This window comes from Arthrobacter sp. B0316-1-20 (assembly GCF_059091865.1).
Genome location: NZ_JBNHHC010000049.1, coordinates 1 through 17,639, shown reverse-complemented (window position 1 = coordinate 17,639; position 17,639 = coordinate 1). Strand labels below are relative to the sequence as shown.

The window sequence follows — 17,639 nt, the reverse complement described above, 5'->3', positions numbered from 1 at the left end:
AAACGACCTGTCCCTCGAAACGTCACATTATTCTCTCCTTTATCGTTAGCTCCCCATACAGCGCCGTGCTGTGCGGGCGTTCTTTTCTTTTCAGTAGGTCTATAAGGCCCAGTCGTATTGGACAGGCCAGTTGGGCTCTGCTGTTAGTGCTTGTGCTGCATGCTGTGGCCAGTTGGGGTTGCGGAGCAACTCGCGGCCCAGGAACGCAGCATCAGCGTCACCGTTCCGAACGACTTCCTCGGCCTGCGATGGTTCGGTGATGAGGCCGACTGCTGTTACTGCGACGTTGGATCCTGCCCGGACGGCGCGAGCAAAAGGGACCTAGTAGTTGAGTTCTGTTGGGATCCTGGCGTTGTGTACGAGTCCGCCGCTGGAAACATCGATCAAGTCCCCTCCTCGATCTCGGAGGGCCGCAGCCAACTCGATGGACTCCTCCAGTGTCCAGCCCGTACGTACGTCGTCCTTGTTTTCGGAGAGCCAATCTGTGGCGGATAACCGGAAGAGCAACGGCAGGTCATCGGGCCAGACTGTGCGTACGGCTTCGGCTGCTTCGAGAGCGAAATGGCAACGGTTATCGAAAGAGCCGCCGTAGTCATATGTTCTGGTATTGCTCGCCGGTGAAAGGAACTGGTGGATGAGGTACCCGTGGGCGCCGTGTAACTCGACTACCTTGAATCCTGCGTTATGTGCTCTTTCGGCCGCTCTTGCGAAATCGTGAACGGCTTGGTGGATCTCTTGCCGCGTCATCTCCCGCGGTGCCGGATGGTTGAAGTACGGCACCGGTGACGGGCCGACAGTTTGCCAGCCTCCATCGTGTGCCCCAATGTAGAAGGCTTCGTCCCATTGTGCGGCGGTCGAGGCCTTGCGGCCGGCGTGCCCAAGCTGTACGGCTGGAGTCGAGCCCTGGGCGCTGATGAAGGCGGTGATGCGTGAAAAGGCTTCCGCCTGTTCGTTGTTCCACAGCCCGGCGTCGTAGAGCGAGATTCTGCCTTCTGCAGAAACCGCGGTCGACTCAGCCATGACAAGCCCGGCTCCGCCGATGGCGCGGGCTGATAGGTGCGCGAAGTGGAAGTCGGTCGGTACACCGGCCATTCGACCGCTGGGTTCACAATCACTGCCTATTCGAACACGTGTCTGTAGCAGCGCGCTTAGCGCATTAATTCCTATTGCGCCCGATCCATCGGACAGCGAGACACCGACTGTCAAGACGCCGTAGGGCGCCCCACCAGAGCCCTGCTCCGTAGGCGAGATCGTCGAGGCGGCGGCCGATCAGCGCGGTGAGTGGGCCCACGCCCGGCCGCTCGTGGAGGAACAACACCAGATCTATTGCGGCGGCTGTGGCTATCGCCCGGCGGATGGAAGGGCTGAAGGAAGCCGCTAGTGCGGCGGCTGGCCACCAGTGCCGAAGCAGCAGGCCGGTTTCCTGGCGCACGGCCCAGCCCAAGCCGCGGGCTGCTAGCCGGACGGCAACGGCGGTTGTCCCGGTGCCGGCGGGCAATCGTCTGCGGAGGGACCAGGTCGTGGTAGCGATCACTGCTGCGGCAGCGGGCAGGGACCACCATCGGCGCTGCAGGACCGCCGCGGCGCCGAGGGCCATGGGAAGCGACAGGACTGCCGGGGCGACCTTGTCGCCGTGCCGGGAAGCCAGCAGGGCTCCTCCTGTTCCGTAGAGGACTTTCCGACCAAGCCAGGTCCGCATGCTCGTGCGGATGTCGTGGTGCACTTCAACCGTAGGGTCGTACCGCACTGCGTGTCCGGTCTCGACGAGCCGCCAGACGAGGTCGACGTCTTCGGCTACCCGCCATGTGTCCTGGAAGCCGCTGCCGAGCAGTTGGGTGCGGCCGACCAGGCAGGCCGAGGGTAGCCAGCCGATTTCGGCGCCGGTGTGGACCTGACCGCCGGTCCTGCCAAGGTCGAGGGAGGACGCTGCGGCGTCGTACCGTTCGAACCAACGGGGCCGGTCCGTGCGGGCTATGCCGGCGACGCGGGGCCCGACGAGGGCGAGCCGCGGGTCGGAGCAGTGGCGGGCCAGGTTGAGCAGGGCGCTGGTATCGGCTTCGACGTCGGAATCGACAAAGGCGACGAGGGGCGTGTCAACCCGGGCGAGGCCGGCGTTACGGGCTCCGGCCGGACCCAGGTTCCGGAAGAGTGGGATCAGACGGGCGCCGTGCCGTTGGGCGACCCGCGCGACGGCCGCCCGATCGTGCGAGGCGTCGTCGACGACGATGACTTGCAGCGGTGCGAGGGCGGTCAGGCAGCGGTCCAGCTGTTCGGCCCGGTCCCGTACCGGGACGATGACCGTCAGGTCCGCCGGGGAAACCTTTGTGTGGTCGAGCACGGGTTCGGCGAGGTTGCCGTCCAGGAGGCGGCGGGCGAGCGAGGCGGTAGTGGGCCCGTCCACGACCAGTCGGCCGTCGGCGAGCAGACATTGTGCTTTCGCACTGAGCCGGACAGTCCGAATAGGCGAGCCGCCGACGAGCAGCCGTCCCTCGTCGGTAACAACGAGATCGTCGCGGAGGGCGATCTCGAAACCGTTGGGCAATTCCTGGCGGTCGGAGAGGTTGGAGACGCTCATGCCGGGAATCCTCCGTCCGCGTGCACGACGGAGCCGTTGACGGCAGCTGCTTCGGGGCTGCAGCAGAAGGTGATAGTGGCTGCGACGTCGTCCGGGTGGAGGAGGCGTTTGAGCAGTTGGCGGTCGGCAAAGTCCTCGATGCCGGGCAGGTCGTAAATTTCGCTGGTGGCGGCCAGCATCGGTGTCCGGGTCGACCCGGGTGATACCGCGCAGGCGGTGACGCCGGTGCCGACGAGGTCGGCTGCGAGTCCTTTGACGAGTCCGACGACGGCGTGTTTGGCGGCATTGTAGGCAGCGAGTCGGAACAGTCCCTGGTGGCCGGCGGCTGAGGCGACGGCGACGAACCGGCGAGGAAGGCCGGAATGGTGACGGCGGCGGTGTTCCAGACACCGCGGACGTCCACGTCCCACAGCAACTGCAGGTCGGCCTCTCGCGTTTCCCACAGGGGCCGCCCGCCGGCGATGACGGCGGCCGCTGCGACGGCGGCGTCGAGCCACCCCCACTGGCCGAGGGCGACCTTAACCGCTGTTTGGAGTTGGGTGCGGTCGCGGACGTCGGCGATGTGTCCGATAGCACTGCGGTTCACACCTTCTTTACGACGCAAGGAGCGGTCGGAAGACGTCGCGGTGGAGGACCGGCTAACGGGACGCCTCAAAACCCTTACACATGTCTCGGAACAGCAGTTGAAAGCAGCTCACTAGGAATCACTTGCAAGACATGGTGGCAAGACGGTCCGTTCCTCCCCACGGGGAGAGGACCAGTTGTGTCTTGTCAGATTCCTGAATTGAATCGATTGTGAGACGCTTTCGGGTCAGAAGCGTGCCGGCCATGCGCAGCGCGCAGGCGGACCGCCGTACGGACGGACAAAACGTCTCCCGCACCGGCGGCAGAAACAGCCAGCGGTCCCGCCTGAACTCAAAGGTCGCCAAGTTTCGGCAGCTAGACCTCAGAGAAGGATATGTCGCGGGTTATCGATCATCCGCCGTGTTTGGGATCAGGCTGATCGCGCGGATGGGAGAGCCGGTGCCGCCGTGAAGTCGGAGCGGGAGCGCCATGAAGTAGCTGATCTGGGGGACCTCGGCGAGATTGCACAGGTTTTCCATAACGAGCACTCCTGCGGGGAGCAGCTCGTAGTGTGCACGCAGGTCGGGTCCGGACTTGTCTCCCGGGTCGATGCTGATGCAGTCAATGCCGACCGCTTTCACGCCCTTGTCACGCAGGTATCGCGCTGCTTCGCCGGTGAGTCCCGGCCAGCCGCGGAGGTAGTCGAACCCTTCGGGAACGAGCGACCAGCGGTGCTCCCATTTCGTGTCCAACAGGACGATGTCATCACGTTCGATGGCAACGTTCTGGGCTTCCCACTCGATGAGCTCGTCGCGGCCGATGTTGTAGCTGACGGGATCATAAGGGCCGAAGCTGAGTTTGACCGCCCGGCCCATCAATCCGGTCAACGGGATCTCGTGAGTGTGGACACGCCGTTTGTCGCTGGGGTCTGGCACAAAATGCGCCGGTACGTCGACGTGCGTGCCGGAATGGTCGCCCATGACGAGCTGGTTAAATTCAGCCGGATCCGTCATCGAGGGGAACGGCAGCAGGAAAAACTTCGGGTGGGCGGGGATGGTCGGGATTCCCTGAATCAGCTCGCGGCTGAGGTCAACGACCCGGTAGGCGCTCAGGACCTCCCGCAGCGCTTCAGCCGACCTCTGATGCAGGTCCCCTTCGTTGTGCCGTGTCATGAAAATAACAGTGCGTCCCGTACAGGCCGGGAATCAAGGTGTCGGCTTCGACGACTGGCCGGCGGACTGCCGGGCAGTTGACGTGTCCCAGGCTGGACCGCGTGAGCGGGGGAAAATCGGTCAGAGCAGAGTGCCTCTCCAATTTCTGACACTCTCCGGCTACACAGTCTGAGATTTCATTGTTGTGGGGCGGGTAACCCCCTGATGGCCTCCGCTCGGTGCCCTTGCCTCGTTCTGTTTTCCCAGAAATGACCGTGGTGGTGCTGGCGGTCAGGCGGGCTCCTGCGGCGTTGAGTTGCCGGGTTCGCGTGGCGCCCCGTTCTCCCTCGCCTTAGACAGCGTGAATATCCCATAGCTCATCGCACCGGTGCGGTAGGCCAGGATCAGGCGAGGAATGCTCAGAACGAAGATGCGATTGCGTGCGCCAAGGGCGAAGCGGCGTGTCTTGCGATCGACGAGCAAGGCCTTCACAAGTCGACGGGCGCAGATGGTCCATGTGCGCGCGACGCGGCGGCTGACATCCTCATAGCCAGCGATAGCAAAGCCTGCCGCCATTGCCATCTCTTCATAGTCCGCGCGCGTGCCCATGGAGGGCAGGCGCCCCTCGCGGCAGATTGGCTCGAGCAGGTGGCGAACTTTCCAACGGCTAGCCTCAGTCTCGGCGAGCCACGCGCAGACGACGAAGCGGCCGCCGGGCGACAGCACGCGATGCGCCTCGGCGAAGAACCGGGGCTTGTCGACCATGTGCTCGCTCGACTCGATCGCCCATGCGGCATTGGCCGAGTCATCAGTCAGCCCGTTATCGAGCCAGTCACGGACATGGATGTTCACGTCGGGTGCGGGATGCGCGGCGGCGTAGTGGGCCTGCTTAGCGGAGAGCGTGAAGCCGGTAACGCGGACCCTGCGTGTCACCGCGAGCTGCCTTGCGGTAGAGCCATAGCCGCAGCCGATGTCGATGCACGCCTCGCCGGGCATAAGGCGCAGCCGATCGCCGACCGTGTCGCTTAGCGCCTCGACGGCCTCGGCGGGCGTCTCGCGACCCGTCGCCCACAGCCCGTGATGGACATGATCACCCCACACCCGACGATAAATCGGATCGAGCTCATCGTAGTGATCCGCGACCGCTACGGCGTTCTGGGAAGCATTGGGGACGATCACGCCATCACGTTATAACGCCGATCCATGGCCTCGTAAGGTCTCCCTTCCAAGACCTAGCGACCTGTGCCCGAACATCCAACGGGCGATATCCGGCTTCATGGAGCAAGGCCCTGCCTGGCAGAACAGTTTTTATCTCGGACAGCGGCTCGAAGGTTGCGTTAGAACCGCCGAGGAAGTGTCCGTTGAAGGACGCCCAAATGGGACAGAAATGAGTTCTGAGCGGGATCCGATTTAGGCAGCCCCGGCTATTCGGCCGCACGCATAATCTCTCGGGGATGGCTGTTGCGTAGCGGCACCGGCTTATGAGACCCTGACTGGCCGTCGTCGCGGCGACCCATGCATCTGAGTGTCCGGCCCTCGGGGCGTTCCGGGGATCAGGTTATCGCGGCGCGCGCGATGACCTCGGCGAGCTCGTTGGGTTTGCTTACCATGGGTGCATGGGCACTGTCGAGCTCGACGGAGGACGTGGTGTTTTCTGCAAAGCTTCGCTGCAGTCGGGGGGAGAAGGACCGGTCCTGAGTGCATACCACGTAGACGGAGGGATGCTGTTGCCAACCAAGTCCGCTAGGTAACTCGGTCAGCGGTGCCAGCGCCTGGCGGCCAAGCTGCCGCTCGACCCATGCGAACTGTTCGTCGGACAGGTCGTTGTACACGAGTTTGCGTGCGCTCTGCGGGTTCATCGATCCGGTTCCGTCGTCGAGCATGTCGACTTCCAAGGTGCCGCCAGGTTCGGGATCGCTGCCGCTGATGTCTGCGACGGACTGGCCGGCACGGGGGAGCGCGGCGCAGACGTAGATCAGCGAGGCAACGTCATCATTTTCCGCTGACGCGCCTGTGATAACCATGCCGGCATATGAGTGGCCGACGAGGACGGCTGGGCCGTCAAGCTCGGCCAGTGCCTTGCGAACTGCCTGCTCATCGTCGGCGAGGGATGCGCCGGCTCGCCGGCTCGGCAGGTCGAGGGTGTTGACCTGCAATCCGCGGCGCGCGAGGTCTGTGACGACGTGGGACCAGATCCATGCGCCGGTGTAGGCGCCGTGGACGAGAAGAATCGGTTTGGGCATGGCGGTGTCTCTTTTCTCTGGGAACGGGCTCCGGTTTGGCAACCGACGCCTGGTCGGGATCCTAGGCTAAAGCACCTGAACTGTCACCACTGCGACATGATCGTCGTCGACAGTCACCTCACCGCTGTCGCGGTGGAGGACCGGCGTACGGGACAAGCAGTGGGGTGGGTCTTCTGATGATTGCGAAGCGGTCGCCTGCCCCAGCCCTCAACCCATCTCTTCCGTGAGCATAACGATGATGCCCTTTGGGCCGCGGCCTGTACATGTCCTCGCAGTGGGCGCATCGGCGGATTCGGAGCGGACATGATGGGACCGTTTCCTTCGATGCCTGGGCGAAGAAGGTGGGGCTGCCACCGAGGGAAGGCAGCCCCACACACAGGGAGCTGTCAGTAGCTGATGACCTGCGGCTTGGCGACCTTGCCACACCCTCAGTCCTGCTGAGATCGAGAGCGCTCTTGACTTCCAAATAGCCTGTCTTGGCTTCGTTGCCGACGGCAAATACATCGTCCAAGATGCTCCGCAGGGCACGCTCACCAAGCGGGATGATGTTGGTATCCATGCCGTCAACCTCCGCCCTGTTCAAACTGGTCACTCTCATCAGTAATGCGATGACAGTGGCAGCAGGCGACGGGCGTGGCGATGTGGACGAACGATCAAGATTTAGAACGCGCGGAGGATGTCCTCCACGCGTTGTTTCGCGTCGCCGAAGAGCATGTGGGAGTTGTCGCGGAAGAAGAGGGGGTTCTGTACACCGGCGTATCCGGCAGCCATGGAGCGTTTGAACACCACGACGTTTTCTGCTTCCCAGACACGGAGCACGGGCATGCCGGCGATGGGGCTGCCGGGGTCCTCGGCCGCGGCCGGGTTGACGGTGTCGTTGGCCCCGATGACCAGGACGACGGAGGTGCTGTCAAGGTCGTCGTTGATTTCGTCCATTTCCAGGACGATGTCGTAAGGGACTTTTGCTTCGGCGAGGAGCACGTTCATGTGCCCGGGCAACCGGCCAGCAACGGGGTGGATGCCGAACCGGACATCCACTCCCCGCTCCCGTAGTTTGTCGGCAAGTTCAGCAACAGGGTACTGCGCCTGGGCGACTGCCATGCCGTAGCCCGGAGTGATGACGACGCTGGAGGCGTTGGAGAGCAGCTCGGCGGTTTCCTGAGCTGAAATCTCCCGGTGTTCGCCGTGGTCGGCGTCCGCTTGCGCGGGGGCGGCGATGCCAAAGCCACCGGCAATTACCGAGATGAAGGACCGGTTCATGGCCTTGCACATGATGTAGGACAGGTAGGCACCCGAGGAGCCGACCAGGGCTCCGGTGATGATGAGCAGGTCGTTGTTTAGCAGGAAGCCGGCCGCGGCTGCGGCCCAGCCGGAGTAGCTGTTGAGCATGGACACGACGACCGGCATGTCGCCGCCGCCGATGGAGGCCACCAGGTGCCAGCCCAGTCCCAAGGCAAGCAGAGTGACGACGATCAGGAGCCACAGCTGGGAGTCGTTGACATACCAGACGGTAAGGGCGATGAACAACGCGAGGGCGCCGAGGTTGATCGCGTTCTTGCCCGGCAGCATCAACGGTGAGGACTTCATCCGGGCGGAGAGTTTCAGGAATGCCACGATGGAGCCGGTGAAGGTCACGGCGCCAATGAAGACGCCGATGAACACTTCGGCGTGGTGGATTGCTTTCAGGTCCGGGGACAGGTCTGGGGCTTCGAGGTGCCCGTTCCAGCCTACGAGCACCGCGGCGAGGCCCACGAAGCTGTGCAGCAGTGCGATCAGTTCGGGCATCCCGGTCATTTCGACCACACGGGCGCGCCAGAGCCCGATGGCACCGCCGACCAGGACCGCGATCACGAGCAGCCCCAATCCGGTGAGGCCGTGGCCGGTGCCCCAGGCGCCCTGGAGGGTCAGCCAGATCGTCGCGGCGAGGGCGATGACCATCCCGGTGATGCCGTAGATGACCCCTGCCTTTGCTTTCTCGTGCTTGCTCAGTCCGGCGAGGCTGAGGATGAACAGCAGGGCCGCCACGATGTAGGCCGCCCCGGCCAGGGAGTCTGCGGTCAACGGACCGGAGATGGCGTCAGACACGGTAAAACTCCTCGTTAGGATTCCTGCTGCTGTTTCGGCGGCGGCGCTCATTTGCCTACCCCGTTTCCTCGGGAGAACATGGCGAGCATGCGCCGGGTGACGGCGAAACCGCCGAAAATGTTGATGCTCGCCAGCAGGACCGCGAAGGCGGCGAGGACCTGCATGACCGGGTTCTCCGAGGTAACCTGCAGCAGCGCACCGACGACGATGATCCCCGAGATGGCGTTCGTAACGGACATCAGCGGGGTGTGCAGGGCGTGATGGACCTTCCCGATCACATAAAAGCCGACTACGACTGAGAGCATCAGCACCGTGAAGTGCTGCGGCAGCGGCGCCGGGGCCACCGCGTTGATCCCAAACAGGGCCGCGATGCCGACGGCGAAGAGCCCGGCCTTACCGCCCGCGCTGAGGCCTTCCTTTTTCTTTGGCGCAGTGCTTTCGGCGGCCGGGGCTTGAGTCGTGGTTGCGGGTGCGGCGGAGACCTGGACCGGGGGCGGCGGCCAGGTCTTCTCCCCCTCGCGCACCACGGTCACCGAACGCTGCACCACATCATCAAAGTCGATCCGCAGCACCCCGTCTTTGTCCGGGGTCAGGAGCTTGAGCAGGTTCACCATGTTTGTCCCGTACAGCTGGGAGGCCTGCGCCGGCAGCCGTCCCGGAAGATCGGTGTAGCCCAGGATGACGACACCGTTGTCCGTGACGATGCGTTCGCCGGCGACGGAACCCTCCACGTTCCCGCCCTGTCCGGCCGCCATGTCGACGATGACGCTTCCCGGTTTCATGGAGGCAACGTCCTCGGCGGTGAGGAGTTTGGGCGCGGGACGGCCCGGAATGAGGGCCGTGGTGATGATGATGTCAACCTCCCGGGCCTGTTCGGAATAGATCTCCGCGGCACGCCGGTCGTAGGCCTCGGACGTGGCCCTGGCATACCCGTCCGATGACTTCATCTCCTCCTCGACCTCAACCTTGAGGTAAGTACCGCCGATGGACTTCACCTGGTCGGCCACCTCCGGCCGCGGGTCCGTCGCCCGTACGATCGCACCCAGGCTGCTCGCGGCCCCGATCGCTGCCAGGCCCGCCACCCCGGCGCCGGCGACTAGGACCTTCGCCGGCGGCACTTTGCCCGCCGCGGTCACCTGCCCGGTGAAGAACCGGCCAAACTCATGGGCCGCCTCAATCACCGCCCGGTAACCGGCAATATTTGCCATCGAGCTGAGCACGTCCATCGACTGCGCCCGCGAAATTCGAGGCACCGCATCCAGCGCCAGAGCCGTGATCGGACGCGCCGCCAGCGCCTCCACCAGTTCCGGCCGCAGCGCCGGGCTCAGCATTCCAATGAGCGTGGCGCCATTAGCCAGACGGCCGATCTCCTCCTCGGTGGGCGGGTTGATCCTCAGCACCACCTCGCTGCCCCACGCCTCGTCGGCGCCCACAATCACCGCGCCAGCCTCAGCATAGGCGTCGTCAGGGAAGGACGCTGACTCGCCCGCGCCTTTCTCTACTATGACCTCGTAGCCTAGGTCCCTTAACTGCCTGGCGGTGACGGGAGTCGCCGCCACCCTTGTCTCGTGGCCTAACTCCGCCACGATCCCTATACGTGTCACGTTTATTCTCTCTCATCCATCCAGCGCGCCTGAATGAATATCATCGCCAGGGGCCGCGCCGGTGTCTTCATTTCTGGTTCACGCCCATCAGCAGGACGCTGACGGGGGCTGGAGTTCCCGCATCTGGTCGCCAGTTCAAACCCGGATCCACCGTTAAACGCACACTCCCGATAATCTAAGAAACGAATCAGCAGGCCAGCGACGAACGACACAGGACAGGGCTTATGAGCTCCTACGAGTTTCTGTGCCTGCAACCTAGCCAAGGGTTACTCCTGCCCAGTTAATCCTCTGGTGGTGCCGATGCAGATCGCTTCGCCGGCTGGCAGTTCGGGACATTGCTGGAAGCGGTTGAGAACGTCGCGGTCGTGGCCGGGGATGAGGATGTCGTATTCCTGACCCTTCGTGTTCCGGATGTTTTCGAACATTGCGATAGCTCCTGGCCAAGGGCCCGCTGGGCCAGAAGCACGTATTCATCGGCGAGATCGGCGGGTGAAAGCTGGCCACCGAGTCGATACCACTGGGCCACGCCCGTGCACATAGTGACGATGGCGCGGCTCGCATCACGCGGGCTCTCCGTACGCAAAAGCCCTGCTCGAACACCTTCCTCGACGATCCCATCAAGAAGCCTTTGCTGTCGGTCACGGGATGCAATGTGTCGCGCGCGGGCTTCCGGCTTCAGCGCGCGTATCTCGCTCGCCGCTACGAACGCGAGCTCGCCGCGATACGCGTGGAACAGCACGAGACACTCGATGTGCGACCTGAATCTGGCTTCCACCGACTCGCCGGCCCCTTCGAGCGCGGCGATGCTGCGGCCGTACAGGTCCCATCGCGAGCTCCATGAGAGTCGCGAGCATCGCTTGCTTCGACTTGAAGTGGTGATAGAGGCCGGGTGCCGATAGTCCCGCGGCGGCGGCCAGCTGACGCGTTGTGGTCCCGTGGTACCCCTGCTCGACAAAGCAGGTCAGGGCGGCCTGCAGGATCGGCGGTGCAGGCGGGTCGCCGTATTCCTTCCAACGGGCCTTGTTCGCCATTTCGTGAGGCGCCTTGGCGTCTGTCATGAGTCCCTGCGATCGAAACTCGCACCCACGACTCCCGTGGGGGAGCCGCAGAGGCTCAATCCGCCGGCGGCGACGGATGCCTGATCGGGGATGCCCCGCGCCTCGATACGGTTTGAAGTTGTCTTATCCATCACCATTGCGTGATGCTCCCATTCGTCCGTTGGGCAGGCGGGTACGGATGCCGCCTTGACATCGGGCCCCGGTTCGAACCAAGCTTACTTTACCGATCGCTAGCTCGGCTACCCTCGACTGGGAAGGGTGATGATGCTCGGAGCATTGACCGCGCAGCGACTGTCAGGCAAGAACTTGATTGTGACCGGAGCGGTCGCTTTCCTCGCCTCCGCTGACGCGTCATGGATCACCGGACAAGTCCTCAACCTCGACGGAGGACTACTTACTAATGCGGAAGGAACGGCATGAGCTTGACTGAAATTGAGGACCTACGGCTTCGCACGCGTGCCTTCATCCGCGATCACGTCATTCCCGCTGAGCCGGCTCCCGGCCAACGCCTCGATCCGACCGTCCGCGCGCAACTTCAGTCGGCAGCCAAGGCCGCTGGCGTCTTCGCCCCCCACGTCGAGCGCAGGTTCGGCGGGCAGGGACTGGCTATCGAACATTGGTCACCGATCTTCCAGGAGGCCGGCTATTCGCCGATCGGGCCGACCGCTCTCAACTGCATGGCACCGGACGAAGGCAACATGCACATGCTCGAGCTCATCGCCACCCCGGAGCAGCAGGAACGATATCTCATGCCACTCGCGGCTGGTGAGATCCGCTCCTGCTTTGCGATGACCGAACCACACCCAGGCGCGGGATCGGACCCTGCCGCCCTCATGACCGAAGCCCGGCGCGTCGACGGCGGATGGCGCATCTCTGGTCATAAGCGTTTTATCAGCGGCGCGGACGGTGCGGAACTAACGATTGTGATGGCACGCAATGCGGAATCGGACGGGCTTCCGGGGGGCGCGACCATGTTCCTTGTCGACACCGCTAACCCGGGCATGCGCATGGGCGAGCACATCCACACGATCGATCGGGCCATTGACGGCGGACACCCGCATCTCTATTTCGACGACTGCTTTGTGGAAGATGCGGCCGTACTCGGTCGACCGGGCGAAGGCTTCCGCTACGCGCAGGTTCGCCTTGCGCCGGCACGTCTGACCCATTGCATGCGATGGCTGGGATTGGCCCGCCGGTCCCTTGACATTGCCCTCGACCGTGCCGATAACCGGGAGCTATTCGGCTCAGCCATGAAGGAGCTGGGACTCGTGCAGGAACTGATCGCGCAATCCATGATCGACATCGAAACGTCCGATGCTATCATCACAAAAACCGCGAACCTGCTCGCCACAGATCCGAAAGCCGGATCGGCCATGTCCTCGATCGCGAAGGTACACTGCTCCGAGGCGATTTACCGAGTGATTGACCGCGCAATCCAAATCTGCGGCGGCGACGGCGTCTCCGATGGCCTCCCGCTCGCACAGTATCTCAACGAGGTACGGCCATTCCGGATCTACGATGGCTCCAACGAGACCCACAAGTGGGCAATCTCCCGCCGCGCATCGGCTGCCAGGGCCAAGGCCGTGGCGAACGGCGAGCTTCGCCTCGATCAGGCGGTGATCCGATGAGCACCGTCAGCGACGGCGTTCAGGTCGTCGATTCGCGTGAGGAAGCCACCGCGCTTGCCTTGCCGCCGCTGCTCGTCCTCGACGCCGTCCGCGAGTTCTTCGACACGCACAAGCTCGGCCGAGGGCCGCTGGAGGTCGACCGCATCGGGGATGGCCAGTCAAATGTGACCTACCGGATTGTTCGCGGAGACGAGACATTCGTGCTACGCCGCGGACCCCGCCCGCCACACCCGAAGTCCGCCCACGACATGGTGCGGGAGGCCCGGATACAACGCTTGGTGCGTGCCGCAGGTGTCCCCGTGCCGCGCATAGTCGCCGTCTGCGATGATGATTCGACGCTCGACGTGCCCTTCTACGTCATGGAGTTCGTCGATGGCGAGGTGATCACCAACCGGATTCCGCCACAATTCGGCTCCGCGGAACAGCGGCGCGCTACCGCGTTCGCCGCGATAGATGCGATGGTCGCCCTGCACCGCGTCGACGTGAGGTCCGGGGAGCTAGCGACCCTTGGTCGACCCGATGGTTACTTGGAGCGGCAGGTCAGGCTCTTTTCGTCGTTGTGGGAGGTGAACACCCAGCGCGACCTGCCGGAAGTGGCAGCGATCGGGGATTGGCTCGCCGCAAATCGGCCAGAAAGTCAGATGGCGTCGATCGTCCACGGTGATTTCCGCTTGGGCAACCTCATGTTCAACAGCAATCCCCCCGTAACGGTTGCAGCGATCCTTGACTGGGAGATGGCCACCGTCGGCGACCCTCTCGCGGACCTCGGCTACTTCACCGCAACCTATGCGGAGCCGGGCGCAACATCAACCCCGATGGAGCTGACACCGGTTACCAGGGAAGCCGGGTATCCGTCGCACGATGAGCTCATCGCCAGATACGCGCAGCATTTGCCGCTGGACCTGAGCCAATTGCACTGGTATCAGGCACTGGCCTTGTGGAAGGCCGCGATCTTCTGCGAAGCCATGTACACGCGCTGGCTAAACGGCGAGCGCCCCGACGATGACTTTGCTCCGACCCTCGCAGAGGGCGTGCCAACACTCCTCCGGGCCGCTTCCTCCTTCGCCCGGATCTGAGTGCTGGTTGGACCAAAGTGACCTACCTGCAGTGTGCCCACACTTAGAAAAGGAATTCGGTGAAATATGGGGTTCCAGAACGTGAATCGTGCCAACATGCGCCCCACGGACCAATGGCATGTCCTCATGGGCCAGACCGTCGAGGTCCGGCTCAAGGGAGAGGTGTATCGCGAAGGGCTGGTTGATGACGCCATGTCCGACGCATCCGGTATATGGATTGTTCCAGAGTGGCCGGCCCAGCGAGAATTCATCGATGCCGCCTCCGGGTTTGAGGTTTGGACCAGTCCCTGCCCCAGAGCGAGTAACGAATGAGTATGCCGCCGATTACCATCACCGGCCACATCCAGAAGGAAGCGTGGCGGAACAAGGTGCTGCCGCCGGTGGAGCAGCTCCGGGACGGCGTCTGGTCCATCCCCGTGGTGTTCCCCGGCAACCCCATGCGCTATACCCTCAGCTACCTGCTCCTGGGAGACGGTGACGCGGTCCTGATCGATCCGGGCTGGGACAGTGATGCCGGCATGGCTCAGCTGAGTGCCGGCCTGTCCCAGGCAGGCCTCGGGCCCACCGACCTGACCGGTATTGTCGCCACCCATTTCCACTCGGACCATCTGGGCATGGCCGCCCGGCTGCGCGCGGCCTCGGGGGCGTGGGTTGCCCTGGGCGAGAAGGAGGTGCGCCGGCTCACCGCCGCCGAGGACCCCGACCTTGTCCTGTCCGCCCACCGCGAGCAGCTGAGGCTGTGGGGCGTGCCGGCGGACCGGCTCGCCGAGGTGGCCCTGGACCGCCCCACCCTGACCCATCTGCAGAACCTCGCGGATCCGGACCTGCGGCTCACCCACGGCAGCCTGGTGCCCGCCAAGGGGCTGAACCTGCGGGTGGTCACCACTCCCGGGCACTCACCGGGGCATATCTGCCTAATCGATGAGCCGCACGGGATGATCTTCAGCGGGGACCATGTCCTGCCGCGCATCTCCCCGCACATCGCCCTGGAGCTGCCCGGGCCGGCCAACCCGCTGGCGGACTACTACGAGTCCCTGGGCCGGATCGCGTTCGAGGATGCGATGGAGGTCTGCCCGGCGCACGAGTACCGCTTCAGCGGCATGCAGCGGCGGGTGGCACAGCTGACCGCACACAACCGCGAACGCTCCGCCGAGGTCCTCCGGGTCCTGGAGGCGCACCGGCCCGAAACCGTCTGGGACATCGCCCGCCACCTGACGTGGTCCCGGGGCTGGGAATCCCTGCAGGCCTTTTCGCTGCGCCTGGCCGTCTCCGAAACGGCCAGCCACGTGGTGTACCTGCGCTCGCAGGGCCACCAGGTCGATGTGCCCATGGAGCCGGTTGCAGCTCGCTGATCACAACACGTTATGTACTGTCCTCCTCGGCCTGCAGCGCCTTGTACTTCGTCCACTCCACTGGGCCCGGCTCATCCAACTCGAGGATGGAACCTTCATCAACTAGCCCGTTGCCGCCGGGTCCGCGCTTGCTCAAGGCCGCGGACCGATGAGGACCGCCTGACCCTGATACGCAAAGCCGCCCATGTGCTCCACCACTACCGGAATTGGAGAACTACCCCCTGAATCCCGGGAAAATAAAGAAGATCCTGGTGGCGAATCGTGGCGAGATCGCCATCCGTGCGTTCCCAGCCGGGTACGAGCTCGTGGCCAAGACGGTTGCCGTCTACCCCAATGAGGACCCATACGGCGGGCCACATGAACGCAGCCTTCGGGCAGGGGCGCGACCTGGCCGTCATGAAGGGGGACCTTCTACACGTCGGATTGCAGCTGCGCTATCCCGACCTGTCGTTAGCGCGAGACAGCGACCCCGTCCAGTCAGCCGCAGCGCGCCGTGCGTTCTATGAGTGGTATTGCGACACGGAAACGCTCGTGTTCACCGGGCACTTGCCGTCGCCCAGTGTCGGCTACTAAGATCGAGCGTCGACGGGTTTGGCCGTCTGCTCATAGTGCGTTCTCGAGATAGCTCCGGTTTCTGCCATCGCACTGTCGTTCACGTTCCAGTCGGCCGTTCATGTCAGGCCGCGTCCATGCGTTCTCCTTGCGGGAGTGGTGCGGCCAGTGACCAGCACCAGCCGGCGAGTTCACGGGCGATGGCGGTGTTGGCCTTAACTGGCATTTTGTGGCGTTGATCGAAGTGTTCCCACTTGCGGTGCAGCCGGTGGTTCCCTTCGAGGGCGCTGATGCAGGGTTGCCGGCGCGACGAGATCAAGTTGGCGCAGGAGGCGTTCCCCGGGCCGGGCGTAGGGGCGGCGGTGCTGCCATGCGCTTCGATGAGGAGTTTACGGGCGTAGGTGTTCCCGGCCTTGGTGATCGGGCCCTGATGCCGTGACTGGCCTGAGGATTCCTCACTGGGGACGAGCCCACGACAGGAGCCGATGGATGAGCCGATGAAGCGGATCCAGTCACCGATTTCGACGGCCAGCCCGAACGCAGGTCGTGAGCTGGATGCCGCCCAGACACATCAGCGCGTCAACCACCGGAGCGTAGCGGCACGCTGCCACCGTCGCGGCGACCTGCCTGTCGATCCGCACCAGATGGGCGGCAGCAGCTCGGCCTGCTCGACATCGGCCTGATAAGTGAACTGCAGCGCCGGCTCGTCAAAGCGCTGGCTGATAAGCCACTGACGGTGTTCCTTTGTCCATCTGGTGTCTTTGGGGTAGCGGATCCCGTGCCGGAGCAGGATGGCATTCACCTGCTGGCGGGCATGTCCAAGATCCTTGGCCGTACCAGAGCGGAGCCGGGACAGATCCCGCAGGGCTTCCTCTTCACGGTCGGGGATCACCATGGCACCAACCCGGCAGCAGCAGCCGCAGCTCAGCGACAAAGCGGCCACCTACGTGCGCGCCCTGGTGATCTCCGGCGAGCTGCAGCCGGGGACACAGATCCGTCCGGAAACGGTCGGGGAGGAGCTCGGCATCTCCACAACGCCGGCGCGCGAGGGCATGCAGGCGCTCCGGGTCGAAGGCTTCCTCGAAGTGGTGCCGCGCAGGGGTTTCGTAGTGGCTCCGCTGGTCGGGGACGACATCCGCGACCTCTTCCGCGCACAGGCCCTGCTCGGCGGTGAGCTGGCCGACCGCGCGGCGCGTAACGGCTCCGAGGACGACGTCGGCGAACTTGAGGCCCTGCACCACGAGCTGATCGCTGCCGCCGCCCGCAAGGACACGGTGCTGCTGGAAGAGAAGAACCACGCGTTCCACCGCCAGATCAATCGGTTGGCCAACGCGCGCAAGCTCCTCTGGGTCCTTGGCCTGACCACGCGCTACGTGCCGCGCATGTTCTACTCCAACATCGCCGGCTGGCCCCAAGCTACAGCCGAGGACCACACCCGCGTCCTCGAAGCCGTCAAGGCCGGCGACGGCCAGGCTGCCCGGGCAGCCATGGAAGACCACATCATGCACGCAGGCGAACTGCTCGCCGACCATTTCGACGCCCGGCAGGTACAAGAGCAGCGGACGAAGGCGTAGCCCCTGAATGCCCGGACGCTTCCCTCCATCCGCGGGTGCGCAGCTGCTCTTGGGTAAGCGGGAGCACGGCTGCCGCGATCCGGCGGGCGTCGATCGGATCCAACTTACCGATCCCCCGTCGGCCGGCCCTACCCATCCGGGCCACTTCGACCGCCCGGTACCCGGCCCGCCCCGGCT

General features: G+C 64.2%; 16 protein-coding genes and 4 pseudogenes. 7 read left to right on the top strand and 13 right to left on the bottom strand.

Features of this window, described 5'->3' with window-relative positions:
- Window positions 1-99: 99 nt before the first annotated feature.
- The 11 genes and pseudogenes from AC5RW2_RS35530 to AC5RW2_RS35480 form a co-directional block, all read right to left on the bottom strand.
- Window positions 100-1,206 (bottom strand): annotated as a pseudogene (locus tag AC5RW2_RS35530) (NADH:flavin oxidoreductase/NADH oxidase).
- The gene (mftF, locus tag AC5RW2_RS35525; protein ID WP_494031231.1) at window positions 1,157-2,575 is read right to left on the bottom strand and encodes a mycofactocin biosynthesis glycosyltransferase MftF; all 1,419 of its coding nucleotides are present in this window, start codon (window positions 2,573-2,575) and stop codon (window positions 1,157-1,159) included. The pseudogene AC5RW2_RS35530 and the gene mftF overlap by 50 nt, the downstream one beginning before the upstream one ends.
- Window positions 2,572-3,161: pseudogene (locus AC5RW2_RS35520) on the bottom strand (mycofactocin-coupled SDR family oxidoreductase). Before AC5RW2_RS35520 ends, mftF begins: the two are co-directional and overlap by 4 nt.
- Window positions 3,162-3,543: 382 nt before the next feature.
- The gene (locus AC5RW2_RS35515; protein ID WP_494075079.1) at window positions 3,544-4,311 is read right to left on the bottom strand and encodes a cyclase family protein; all 768 of its coding nucleotides are present in this window, start codon (window positions 4,309-4,311) and stop codon (window positions 3,544-3,546) included.
- A gap of 270 nt (window positions 4,312-4,581) precedes the next feature.
- Entirely contained in the window at window positions 4,582-5,469 is an 888-nt protein-coding gene (locus AC5RW2_RS35510) for a class I SAM-dependent methyltransferase (protein ID WP_494075078.1), read from the bottom strand.
- A 374-nt stretch (window positions 5,470-5,843) separates the two neighbouring features.
- On the bottom strand, window positions 5,844-6,533 hold the full coding sequence (locus tag AC5RW2_RS35505; protein WP_494031234.1) for an alpha/beta fold hydrolase: 690 nt from the start codon (window positions 6,531-6,533) through the stop codon (window positions 5,844-5,846).
- A 660-nt stretch (window positions 6,534-7,193) separates the two neighbouring features.
- On the bottom strand, window positions 7,194-8,618 hold the full coding sequence (gene pntB / locus AC5RW2_RS35500; RefSeq protein ID WP_494031235.1) for a Re/Si-specific NAD(P)(+) transhydrogenase subunit beta: 1,425 nt from the start codon (window positions 8,616-8,618) through the stop codon (window positions 7,194-7,196).
- 47 nt (window positions 8,619-8,665) lie between these two features.
- On the bottom strand, window positions 8,666-10,222 hold the full coding sequence (locus AC5RW2_RS35495; RefSeq protein WP_494031236.1) for a Re/Si-specific NAD(P)(+) transhydrogenase subunit alpha: 1,557 nt from the start codon (window positions 10,220-10,222) through the stop codon (window positions 8,666-8,668).
- 266 nt (window positions 10,223-10,488) lie between these two features.
- Window positions 10,489-10,647 carry a hypothetical protein gene (locus tag AC5RW2_RS35490; RefSeq protein ID WP_494031260.1) on the bottom strand — a complete coding sequence of 53 codons (159 nt, stop codon included), beginning with the start codon at window positions 10,645-10,647 and terminating at the stop codon, window positions 10,489-10,491.
- An 80-nt stretch (window positions 10,648-10,727) separates the two neighbouring features.
- Window positions 10,728-10,961 (bottom strand): annotated as a pseudogene (locus AC5RW2_RS35485) (TetR-type transcription factor C-terminal domain-containing protein); the annotation flags it as partial.
- Window positions 10,861-11,253 carry a TetR/AcrR family transcriptional regulator gene (locus AC5RW2_RS35480; protein WP_494075077.1) on the bottom strand — a complete coding sequence of 131 codons (393 nt, stop codon included), beginning with the start codon at window positions 11,251-11,253 and terminating at the stop codon, window positions 10,861-10,863. The pseudogene AC5RW2_RS35485 and the gene AC5RW2_RS35480, both read right to left, overlap by 101 nt.
- Window positions 11,254-11,696: 443 nt before the next feature.
- Between AC5RW2_RS35480 and AC5RW2_RS35475 the strand changes: the two genes are divergently transcribed.
- The 6 genes and pseudogenes from AC5RW2_RS35475 (at window position 11,697) to AC5RW2_RS35450 (ending at window position 15,909) form a co-directional block, all read left to right on the top strand.
- Window positions 11,697-12,908: an acyl-CoA dehydrogenase family protein gene (locus AC5RW2_RS35475; protein WP_494031238.1), complete on the top strand. Its 1,212-nt coding sequence runs from the start codon at window positions 11,697-11,699 to the stop codon at window positions 12,906-12,908.
- Window positions 12,905-13,984, top strand: a complete 1,080-nt coding sequence (locus tag AC5RW2_RS35470; protein WP_494031239.1) for a phosphotransferase family protein — start codon at window positions 12,905-12,907, stop codon at window positions 13,982-13,984. The genes AC5RW2_RS35475 and AC5RW2_RS35470 overlap by 4 nt, the downstream gene beginning before the upstream one ends.
- A 66-nt stretch (window positions 13,985-14,050) precedes the next feature.
- Complete coding sequence (locus AC5RW2_RS35465) at window positions 14,051-14,296, top strand: hypothetical protein (RefSeq protein WP_494037015.1); 246 nt, start codon at window positions 14,051-14,053, stop codon at window positions 14,294-14,296.
- A 2-nt stretch (window positions 14,297-14,298) separates the two neighbouring features.
- Complete coding sequence (locus tag AC5RW2_RS35460) at window positions 14,299-15,336, top strand: MBL fold metallo-hydrolase (RefSeq protein ID WP_494031240.1); 1,038 nt, start codon at window positions 14,299-14,301, stop codon at window positions 15,334-15,336.
- A gap of 236 nt (window positions 15,337-15,572) precedes the next feature.
- A pseudogene (locus AC5RW2_RS35455) lies at window positions 15,573-15,677 on the top strand (biotin carboxylase N-terminal domain-containing protein); the annotation flags it as partial.
- 16 nt (window positions 15,678-15,693) lie between these two features.
- Entirely contained in the window at window positions 15,694-15,909 is a 216-nt protein-coding gene (locus AC5RW2_RS35450) for a hypothetical protein (protein WP_494037019.1), read from the top strand.
- A 103-nt stretch (window positions 15,910-16,012) separates the two neighbouring features.
- Here the strand turns inward: AC5RW2_RS35450 and AC5RW2_RS35445 are convergent, their stop codons facing one another.
- Complete coding sequence (locus AC5RW2_RS35445) at window positions 16,013-16,408, bottom strand: transposase (protein WP_494075081.1); 396 nt, start codon at window positions 16,406-16,408, stop codon at window positions 16,013-16,015.
- Between the two features lie 51 nt (window positions 16,409-16,459).
- Window positions 16,460-16,783 carry a hypothetical protein gene (locus AC5RW2_RS35440; protein WP_494031241.1) on the bottom strand — a complete coding sequence of 108 codons (324 nt, stop codon included), beginning with the start codon at window positions 16,781-16,783 and terminating at the stop codon, window positions 16,460-16,462.
- Here AC5RW2_RS35440 and AC5RW2_RS35435 point away from each other — a divergent pair.
- A complete protein-coding gene (locus AC5RW2_RS35435) occupies window positions 16,782-17,462 on the top strand; it encodes a GntR family transcriptional regulator (protein ID WP_494031242.1) in 681 nt (226 codons plus the stop codon). The two genes, AC5RW2_RS35440 and AC5RW2_RS35435, sit on opposite strands and share 2 nt — an antisense overlap.
- The last annotated feature ends 177 nt before the right edge of the window (window positions 17,463-17,639 follow it).

Coding starts and splice junctions, on each gene's coding strand:
- AC5RW2_RS35490 (WP_494031260.1), bottom strand. CDS start 10,647: ATGTTCGAAAACATCCGGAACACGAAGGGTCAGGAATACGACATCCTC.
- AC5RW2_RS35460 (WP_494031240.1), top strand. CDS start 14,299: ATGCCGCCGATTACCATCACCGGCCACATCCAGAAGGAAGCGTGGCGG.
- AC5RW2_RS35440 (WP_494031241.1), bottom strand. CDS start 16,783: ATGGTGATCCCCGACCGTGAAGAGGAAGCCCTGCGGGATCTGTCCCGG.
- AC5RW2_RS35480 (WP_494075077.1), bottom strand. CDS start 11,253: ATGGCGAACAAGGCCCGTTGGAAGGAATACGGCGACCCGCCTGCACCG.
- AC5RW2_RS35470 (WP_494031239.1), top strand. CDS start 12,905: ATGAGCACCGTCAGCGACGGCGTTCAGGTCGTCGATTCGCGTGAGGAA.
- AC5RW2_RS35435 (WP_494031242.1), top strand. CDS start 16,782: ATGGCACCAACCCGGCAGCAGCAGCCGCAGCTCAGCGACAAAGCGGCC.
- AC5RW2_RS35450 (WP_494037019.1), top strand. CDS start 15,694: ATGAACGCAGCCTTCGGGCAGGGGCGCGACCTGGCCGTCATGAAGGGG.
- AC5RW2_RS35505 (WP_494031234.1), bottom strand. CDS start 6,533: ATGCCCAAACCGATTCTTCTCGTCCACGGCGCCTACACCGGCGCATGG.
- mftF (WP_494031231.1), bottom strand. CDS start 2,575: ATGAGCGTCTCCAACCTCTCCGACCGCCAGGAATTGCCCAACGGTTTC.
- AC5RW2_RS35515 (WP_494075079.1), bottom strand. CDS start 4,311: ATGACACGGCACAACGAAGGGGACCTGCATCAGAGGTCGGCTGAAGCG.
- AC5RW2_RS35475 (WP_494031238.1), top strand. CDS start 11,697: ATGAGCTTGACTGAAATTGAGGACCTACGGCTTCGCACGCGTGCCTTC.
- AC5RW2_RS35465 (WP_494037015.1), top strand. CDS start 14,051: ATGGGGTTCCAGAACGTGAATCGTGCCAACATGCGCCCCACGGACCAA.